Genomic DNA, 7,674 nt, shown 5'->3' with positions numbered 1-7,674 from the left:
CCCTTCGTCGCGCTGATCGCCCTGGCCTGTGTGCTGATGGCCTTCTTCCCGGTGCTGGTCACCGGCCTGCCGGCGGTGCTGGTGGGCTACTGAGCCGCCCGCGCCAGCCCTCCGCAGCGCCCGCATCCCCTCGGATGCGGGCGCTTTTCTTTGACGCAAGTCAGCTGCAGCTGCATGCGACAACTGATATCATTCACAATCGCTACCGTCTCGCATTAACGTGCCGTCGAGCCAGTCAAGGAGTTCCGTTTGTACCGTTCCGCCTCTACCGGCCTTGCCTCGATCTCCCGCCACCTGAGCCCCTGGACGCTGCTGATTCTCGGCATCGCCCTTGTCGTTGCCCTGCCGGTGATGGTGGTACTGGCACATATCGTGATGCCCACCGAGGGGGTCTGGCAGCACTTGGCCAGCACGGTGCTGGGACGCTACGTGAGCAACACTCTCTATCTCACCGTCACGGTGGGTCTGGGCACCATGATCATCGGCACCGGTACTGCCTGGCTGGTGGTGATGTGTCGTTTCCCGGGGCGGCGAATCTTCGAATGGGCGCTGCTGCTACCGCTGGCCGTGCCAACCTACGTGATCGCCTATGCCTACACCGACTTCCTGCAGTTTGCCGGCCCCGTGCAGACCTGGCTGCGCGAGGTGTTCGAGTGGGGGCGCGGCGACTACTACTTTCCCAACATCCGCTCGCTGGGTGGCGCCGCCACGCTGATCACGCTGGTGCTGTACCCTTATGTCTACCTGCTGGCCCGGGCCGCCTTCCTCGAGCAGTCGGTGTGCGTGCTCGACGTCGGCCGCACTCTGGGCCGGGGTCCGTGGAATCTGTTCGCCACCGTGGCCGTGCCGCTGGCACGCCCCGCCATCGTTGCCGGCGTCTCCCTGGTGCTGATGGAAACCCTCAACGAGTTCGGTGCCGTGCAGTTCTTCGGCGTCGATACCTTCACCACGGGAATCTATCGCACCTGGTTCGGCCTCGGCGAGCAGGTCGCCGCGGCCCAGCTGGCCGCCTGCCTGCTGCTGTTCGTCTTCCTGCTGATCCTGCTCGAGCGCTGGTCCCGCGGCAAGCGCCAGTATTTCCATACCACCAACCGCTACCAGCAGCTGCCCGAGTACCGCCTGCACGGCTGGCGTGCGACCGCCGCCTTCCTGGCCTGCGCCCTGCCGGTACTGATCGGCTTTCTCATCCCCAGCGGCCTGCTGGCGCAGATGGCCGTCACCTCCGGCGATGCCCTTTGGGGCACGCGCTTTCTCGGCTTCGCCTGGAACAGCCTGAAGCTGGCGGTAATCGCCTCGCTGATCGCGGTGGGTCTGGCGGTGATCCTCAGCTATGGCGTGCGCCTTCACGACAGCCCGCTGACGCGCATCTCCACGCGCATCGCCTCGATGGGCTATGCCGTCCCGGGGTCGGTGATCGCCGTCGGCATCCTGATTCCTTTCGCCTGGCTCGATAACACCGTCAATACCTGGCTGCACGCCAATTACGGCACTATCGTCGGCCTGATCTTCAGCGGCACGGCGTTCATCCTGATCTACGCCTATGTGGTGCGCTTCCTGGCGGTCTCGTTCAATACCGTGGAGGCCAGCCTGGGCAAGGTGACGCCGACCATGGATGCCGCCTCGCGCACCCTGGGCCAGACGCCAGCCGGCACGCTCAAGCGCGTGCATACCCCGATCATGCGCGGCAGCCTGTTCGCGGCGGGCATTCTTGTATTCGTGGATATCATGAAGGAGCTGCCGGCGACCATCATCCTGCGCCCCTTCAACTTCGACACGCTGGCGGTGAGGGCCTACAGCCTGGCCTCGGACGAAAGGCTGGCCGAGGCCTCGACCGCTTCGCTGGCGATCGTGGCCGTCGGCATCATTCCGGTCATCCTGCTGAGCATGGCGATGCGTCGCTCACGCCCCGGGTCAGGCAAGCGCTGAGGGAAAGACGAAGACCTGCGACAGGTCGAGGTGGATGTCCACCCGCTGACCCTCGGCCGGAAGAAACACGCCGGGGACTCGGGCGTGCAGGTGGGCTTCGCTGCCGTCCTCGCCGTGGGCGCAGATGTGCAGCAGGCTGCTGCGGCCCAGCAGCTTGGACATGACCACGTGGCTGTGGCGGTGCTCCGGCGCCGGCTCGAAGTGCTCGGTGATGCGTAGCGCCTCGGGGCGAATCATCACCTGGGCCTGACTCCCTTCGGGCAGCCAGCCGGCCTCTACCGGACCCACCGGCGTCATGACTCGGCCGTTGCGCACCTCGCCCTGCAGCTCGTTGACCTCGCCGAAAAACGCCACCACGAAGGGGTCGCAGGGCGCACAGTAGAGCTCGCGGGGAGTGCCCACCTGAACCACGTGGCCATCGCGCATCAGCGCAATCCGGTCGGCCATGAACATGGCCTCTTCGGGATCGTGGGTGACCAGCAGAGCGGCCGCCCCCACCTTCTTGAGCACGTGCAGCGTGTCGTCGCGAATGCGGTCACGCAGCCGTGCATCGAGGCTGGAGAAGGGCTCGTCGAGCAGCATCAGCTGGGGCGAGGGGGCCAGGGCGCGGGCCAGCGCCACGCGCTGCTGCTGGCCGCCGGAGAGCATGTGCGGATAGGAATCGGCGTAGGCGGCCATGCCCAGCTGCTCGAGCAGGCTCAGGGCGCGCTGGCGGCGCTGCGCCTGGGGCTGGCCCTTGAGGCCGAAGGTCACGTTCTCCATCACCGTGAGGTGGGGAAACAGCGCCGAGTCCTGGAAGGCCAGGCCGACGTTGCGCTTCTCCGGCGGCACGTGCTTGCCCCTGGGCACGGCAATTTCACCGCCGTTGAGGGTCACGCGCCCCTGCTGCAGCACTTCGAGCCCCGCGGCGATGCGCAGCAGAGTGGTCTTGCCGCAGCCCGAGGGACCCAGCAGACAGACCACTTCGCCAGGCCTCACCTCGAGGTCGACGTCGCGCACTGCAGTGAGACTGTCGAAGGTGTGGTGCACCCCCTCCATGGTCAGCGCGGCATGCTGCCGATAGGGAGCGTGTTCGACTTCGGTTGGCTTCGATTGGCTAGTCATAGGTCAGGCGACTTGGTCAAGTGAAGGGTTAGGCTCATCGTACCCGAAATGTCCAGCAAATGCGTTTGAAATTTACTCTCATTTGACATCTTTTCCACCGACTATTGCTCAGGGTCAATCTCCAGCCGGTGTCTGTATGAGTTGCTCACGATAAAGGCTTGACGGTGGCTTCGAGAAGCGCTTCAATAGCGCTGAACTAAATGCAAAGCATTATCATTCTGAATCACAGGCTCTCGAGGTTCATGCAATGCTCAAGCACAAACGTATTGTCGCTCCGCTTGCCGCCATCCTGGCCGGCTCGGCCTTTGCCACCACCGTAGCAGCCGACGAGGTCAACCTCTACTCGGCGCGCCATTACGACGTCGACGAGCAGCTCTACCAGGCCTTCACCGACGAGACCGGCATCAAGGTCAACCTGCTCGAGGGCAACTCCGACGAGTTGATCCAGCGCATCCAGCGCGAGGGCATCGCCAGCCCTGCCGACGTGATGATCACCGTGGATGCCGGCCGCCTGTGGCGCGCCGAGCAGGAGGGCATCTTCCAGGCCATCGAGTCCGAGGTGCTCGCCGAACGCCTGCCGGAATCCATGCGCCACCCCGAGGGCAAGTGGTTCGGCTTCAGCCAACGCGTGCGGGCGATCTTCTACAACCCGGAGAACGTCGACCCCAGCGAGATCACCTCCTACGAGGATCTGACCGATTCTCGCTGGGAGGGCGAAGTGTGCATTCGCTCCTCCAACAACATCTACAACCAGTCGCTGCTGGCCTCCATGATCGACCACCACGGCGCGGAAGAGGCCGAGGCCTGGGCCCAGGGCATCGTCGACAACCTGGCGCGCCAGCCCGAGGGCGGTGACACCGACCAGATCCGTGCCGTTGCCGCCGGCGAGTGCAACCTGGCCGTGGCCAACCACTACTACTACGTGCGCCTGCTCAACTCCGACAGCGAAACCGACCGCAACGTCGCCGATAGCGTCGGCATCCTGTTCCCCAACCAGGACGACCGCGGCATCCACGTCAACGTCGGCGGCGCCGGTGTCGTGGCTACCTCGCCCAACCGCGACAACGCCATCCGCTTCCTCGAATTCCTGGCCTCCGACACCGCTCAGGAGTACTTCGCCGCCGGGAACTACGAGTACCCGGTCGTAGACGGTGTGAACATGGACGAGACGCTGAAGTCCTGGGGCGAGCTGCACAAGGACGACCTGAACATCAGCGTGCTGGGTGAGAACAACCCGGAAGCGATTAGGATCTTCGATCGCGTCGGCTGGCGCTAAGCCTTAGCCGGCAAGCCCGAACCGAAAACGCCACCGCAGCCGCGGTGGCGTTTTTGATTGGGTACCTAGTGGGCTTCGTCCCAGTTCACCCCACTCTCGGCTTCGACGATCAGCGGTACGCTGAGCTCGGCGGCGGCCTGCATGCGCGCCTTCACCTCGCCGATGAAGTCATCCACACGGCCTTCGCCGACCTCGAACACCAGTTCGTCGTGGACCTGCATGACCATGCAGGCGTCGAAGGCGCTCTCCTGCAGCCAGCCATCGACCTCGATCATGGCGCGCTTGATGATGTCCGCCGCGGTGCCCTGCATCGGCGCGTTGATCGCGGTGCGCTCGGCAGCCTGGCGCCGGGCGTGGTTCTGGGCGCGGATCTCGGGCAGGTAGAGCCGCCGACCGAATACGGTCTCGACGAAGCCATCCTCGGCGGCCTGGGCGCGGATGCGGTCCATGTAGCGTGCCACCCCGGGGTAGCGGTCGAAGTAGCGGTCGATGTAGGTCTGTGCCTGGCTGCGCTCGATGTGCAGCTGCTTGCCCAGGCCCCAGGCACTCATGCCGTAGATCAGTCCGAAGTTGATTGCCTTGGCGCTGCGGCGCTGCTCGCCGGAGACCTTCTCCAGCGCCACGCCGAACACCTCGGCAGCGGTAGCGGTATGAATGTCGCGCCCCTCGGCGAAGGCGGTGAGCAGCCCCTGGTCCTCGGAGAGGTGCGCCATGATGCGCAGCTCGATCTGCGAGTAGTCGGCGGCGACGATGCGGTAGCCGGGCCGGGCGATGAAGGCCTGACGTATCTTGCGCCCCTCCTCCGTACGGATGGGAATGTTCTGCAGGTTGGGGTCGGACGATGACAGCCGCCCGGTGGCGGTGACCGCCTGGTGGTAGCTGGTGTGCAGGCGGCCGGTGCGCTTGTTGACCAGTCGCGGCAGCTTGTCGGTGTAGGTCGACTTGAGCTTGGCCAATCCGCGATGCTCCATGATCACCTTGGGCAGCGGGTAGTCCAGCGCCAGCTCCTCGAGTACCGCCTCGGCGGTCGATGGCGCCCCCTTGGGCGTCTTCTTGAGCACCGGGATTTTCTGCTCCTGGAACAGGATCTCGCCGAGCTGCTTGGGTGAGCCGAGGTTGAACTCGCGTCCGGCCAGCTCGAAGGCGCTGGCTTCGAGTTCGGCGATGCGCGCTTCGAGCTCCTGGCTCTGGGCGTGAAGACGCGTGGCGTCGACCGCCACTCCGGTGCGCTCGATACGTGACAGTACCGGAATCAGCGGGCGCTCGATGGTGTCCAGCACCTCGGCCAGGCGCCCTTCCGCCTCGACCTTGGGTCGCAGCACACAGTGCAGGCGCAGGGTGACGTCGACATCCTCACAGGCATAGGGGACGGCCTGCTCGAGATCGATCTGGTTGAAGGTGAGCTGCTTGGCGCCCTTGCCGGCGATCTCCTCGAAGCTCACCGTCTTCTGGCCCAGGTATTTCAGCGCCAGCGAATCCATGTCGTGACGGGTGGCGGTGGAGTTGAGCACGTAGGATTCGAGCATGGTGTCGGTGAGCGGCCCGCGCACCTGAATGTCGTAGTTGGCCAGCACCGAAATGTCGTACTTGAGGTTCTGGCCGATCTTGCCGCGGCAGGGATCCTCCAACAGCGGCTTGAGGGCGGCGAGTACCGCGGCCCGGTCGAGCTGGTCGGGCACGTCGAGGTAGTCATGGGCCAGCGGCACGTAGGCCGCCTCGCCGGGTTCGAGCGCCAGCCCCACGCCGACGATCTCGGCATCCATGTAGTTGAGGCTGTTGGTCTCGAGATCGAAGCAGAAGGCCTCGCAGGCATCCAGCCGGCCCAGCCACTCGTCGAGTTCGGCCTGGGTCAGGATCGTGTGGTTCTTGCACGCCGCCACGCTGGCCGGCGGCGCCTCCGGATCGAGGTTGCCCGCCGCGGCGGTGCCGGCGACCCCTTCGCCACGCGCAACGTCGTCAACGCCCTCGTCCTGGCCCGAAAGCAGCTCCGAGAGCCAGGCCTTGAACTCGAGCTCGGTGTAGAGCCGCTTGAGCGCCTCGCGGTCGGGGTGGGCGATATCGAGATCGTCAAGGCCCACCGGCAGCTCGCAGTCGGTCTTGATGGTGGCCAACTGGTAGGAGAGATAGGCCATCTCGCGGTGTTCCTCGAGCTTCTTGGGCAGCGTCTTGGCGCCCCGGAAGTCGAGGGTCTTGACCTTGTCCAGATCGGCGTAGATGGCGTCGAGTCCGCCGCCCATGCCCTGCAGCAGGCCAAGAGCGGTTTTCTCGCCCACCCCCGGCACGCCGGGGATGTTGTCGACCTTGTCGCCCATCAGCGCCAGGAAGTCGATGATCAGCGCCGGCGGCAGGCCGAACTTGGCCTTGACCCCCTCCACGTCGAGGGTCTCGTCCTTCATGGTGTTGACCAGGGTGATGTGCGGATTGACCAGTTGCGCCATGTCCTTGTCACCGGTGGAGATCACCGCATCTCGCCCCGCCTCGGTGGCCAGCCTGGCCAGGGTGCCGATGACGTCGTCGGCCTCGACACCTTCGATACACAGCAGCGGCAGGCCCAGCGCCTTGACGCACTCATAGAGCGGTTCCACCTGACTGCGCAAATCGTCGGGCATCGGTGGGCGCTGTGCCTTGTACTGTTCGAACAGCTCATCGCGAAAGGTCTTGCCCTTGGCGTCGAAGACCACCGCCATGGGGCTGTCGGGGTAGTCCTTGATCAGCCGCTTGAGCATGTTGAGCACGCCCTTGACGGCACCGGTGGGCTGGCCACTGGAGGTGGTCAGCGGCGGCAGGGCATGAAAGGCACGGTAGAGATAGGACGAACCGTCGACGAGAACGATGGGCGTATCGGCCATGTATCGGCATCCATTGGGTCTGAACGAGAAATGTGATCCTGGTCAGCCATGATACGCATTGCCCGTTGGTTTTGCCGACATCGTTGGGATCACGCTGTCCAACGACATACACTGGGGTCACAACTCGCTGACAGCGATAGACAAGCGGTCTTTGGAGGCCAACATGAACCTTTCTCGCCGTTTCGTGGCTGTAGCACTGCTTTCCTTTGGCCTAGGCTTGGCGGCGGCCACGCCGACCCTGGCCCAGTCGGCGGGTGATGTCGAACCCGACATCACCATTCGCCAGGAGGAGGACCGCACCATTCGCGAGTACCGGATCAACGGCCAGCTCTACGCCATCGAGATCCGCCCCAGCCGGGGCCCCAGCTACTACCTGGTCGATCATGACGGTGACGGCAACTTCGAGCGCCAGGAGGGAGATCGCATTGCCGTGCCCCAGTGGGTGCTGCGCCGCTTCTAGCGGCCTAGCCGCCCCCTGCACCGGGTGAATGGCGGAACCTGTCCAGCAGACGTGCATCA

General features: G+C 64.9%; 5 protein-coding genes. 3 read left to right on the top strand and 2 right to left on the bottom strand.

Translation table 11 applies throughout. The features are described 5' to 3' along the window. The first annotated feature begins 351 nt into the window (after window positions 1-351). Complete coding sequence (locus H1D44_RS18785) at window positions 352-1,926, top strand: ABC transporter permease (protein ID WP_238984579.1); 1,575 nt, start codon at window positions 352-354, stop codon at window positions 1,924-1,926. Here H1D44_RS18785 and H1D44_RS18780 read toward each other — a convergent pair. Then, window positions 1,912-3,030, bottom strand: a complete 1,119-nt coding sequence (locus H1D44_RS18780) for an ABC transporter ATP-binding protein (RefSeq protein ID WP_181516808.1) — start codon at window positions 3,028-3,030, stop codon at window positions 1,912-1,914. The two genes, H1D44_RS18785 and H1D44_RS18780, sit on opposite strands and share 15 nt — an antisense overlap. A gap of 247 nt (window positions 3,031-3,277) precedes the next feature. Here H1D44_RS18780 and H1D44_RS18775 point away from each other — a divergent pair, with 247 nt between their 5' ends. After that, on the top strand, window positions 3,278-4,306 hold the full coding sequence (locus tag H1D44_RS18775; protein WP_181516807.1) for a Fe(3+) ABC transporter substrate-binding protein: 1,029 nt from the start codon (window positions 3,278-3,280) through the stop codon (window positions 4,304-4,306). A 65-nt stretch (window positions 4,307-4,371) separates the two neighbouring features. Here H1D44_RS18775 and polA read toward each other — a convergent pair whose 3' ends face one another. Continuing rightward, complete coding sequence (gene polA, locus H1D44_RS18770) at window positions 4,372-7,155, bottom strand: DNA polymerase I (RefSeq protein WP_181516806.1); 2,784 nt, start codon at window positions 7,153-7,155, stop codon at window positions 4,372-4,374. A gap of 163 nt (window positions 7,156-7,318) precedes the next feature. On the opposite strand from polA, the gene H1D44_RS18765 reads away from it, so the two are divergent. Then, on the top strand, window positions 7,319-7,615 hold the full coding sequence (locus tag H1D44_RS18765; protein ID WP_181516805.1) for a DUF2782 domain-containing protein: 297 nt from the start codon (window positions 7,319-7,321) through the stop codon (window positions 7,613-7,615). The last annotated feature ends 59 nt before the right edge of the window (window positions 7,616-7,674 follow it).

This window comes from Billgrantia kenyensis, from assembly GCF_013697085.1.
Classification (GTDB): domain Bacteria; phylum Pseudomonadota; class Gammaproteobacteria; order Pseudomonadales; family Halomonadaceae; genus Halomonas; species Halomonas kenyensis.
Note: the sequence above shows the minus strand (reverse complement) of the source record. Positions and strands in the feature narration are given on the sequence as shown.

Excerpts from the sequence above, each read along its gene's own strand:
- H1D44_RS18785 (WP_238984579.1), top strand. The coding sequence starts at position 352 with ATGGTGGTACTGGCACATATCGTGATGCCCACCGAGGGGGTCTGGCAG.
- H1D44_RS18780 (WP_181516808.1), bottom strand. The coding sequence starts at position 3,030 with ATGACTAGCCAATCGAAGCCAACCGAAGTCGAACACGCTCCCTATCGG.
- H1D44_RS18775 (WP_181516807.1), top strand. The coding sequence starts at position 3,278 with ATGCTCAAGCACAAACGTATTGTCGCTCCGCTTGCCGCCATCCTGGCC.
- polA (WP_181516806.1), bottom strand. The coding sequence starts at position 7,155 with ATGGCCGATACGCCCATCGTTCTCGTCGACGGTTCGTCCTATCTCTAC.
- H1D44_RS18765 (WP_181516805.1), top strand. The coding sequence starts at position 7,319 with ATGAACCTTTCTCGCCGTTTCGTGGCTGTAGCACTGCTTTCCTTTGGC.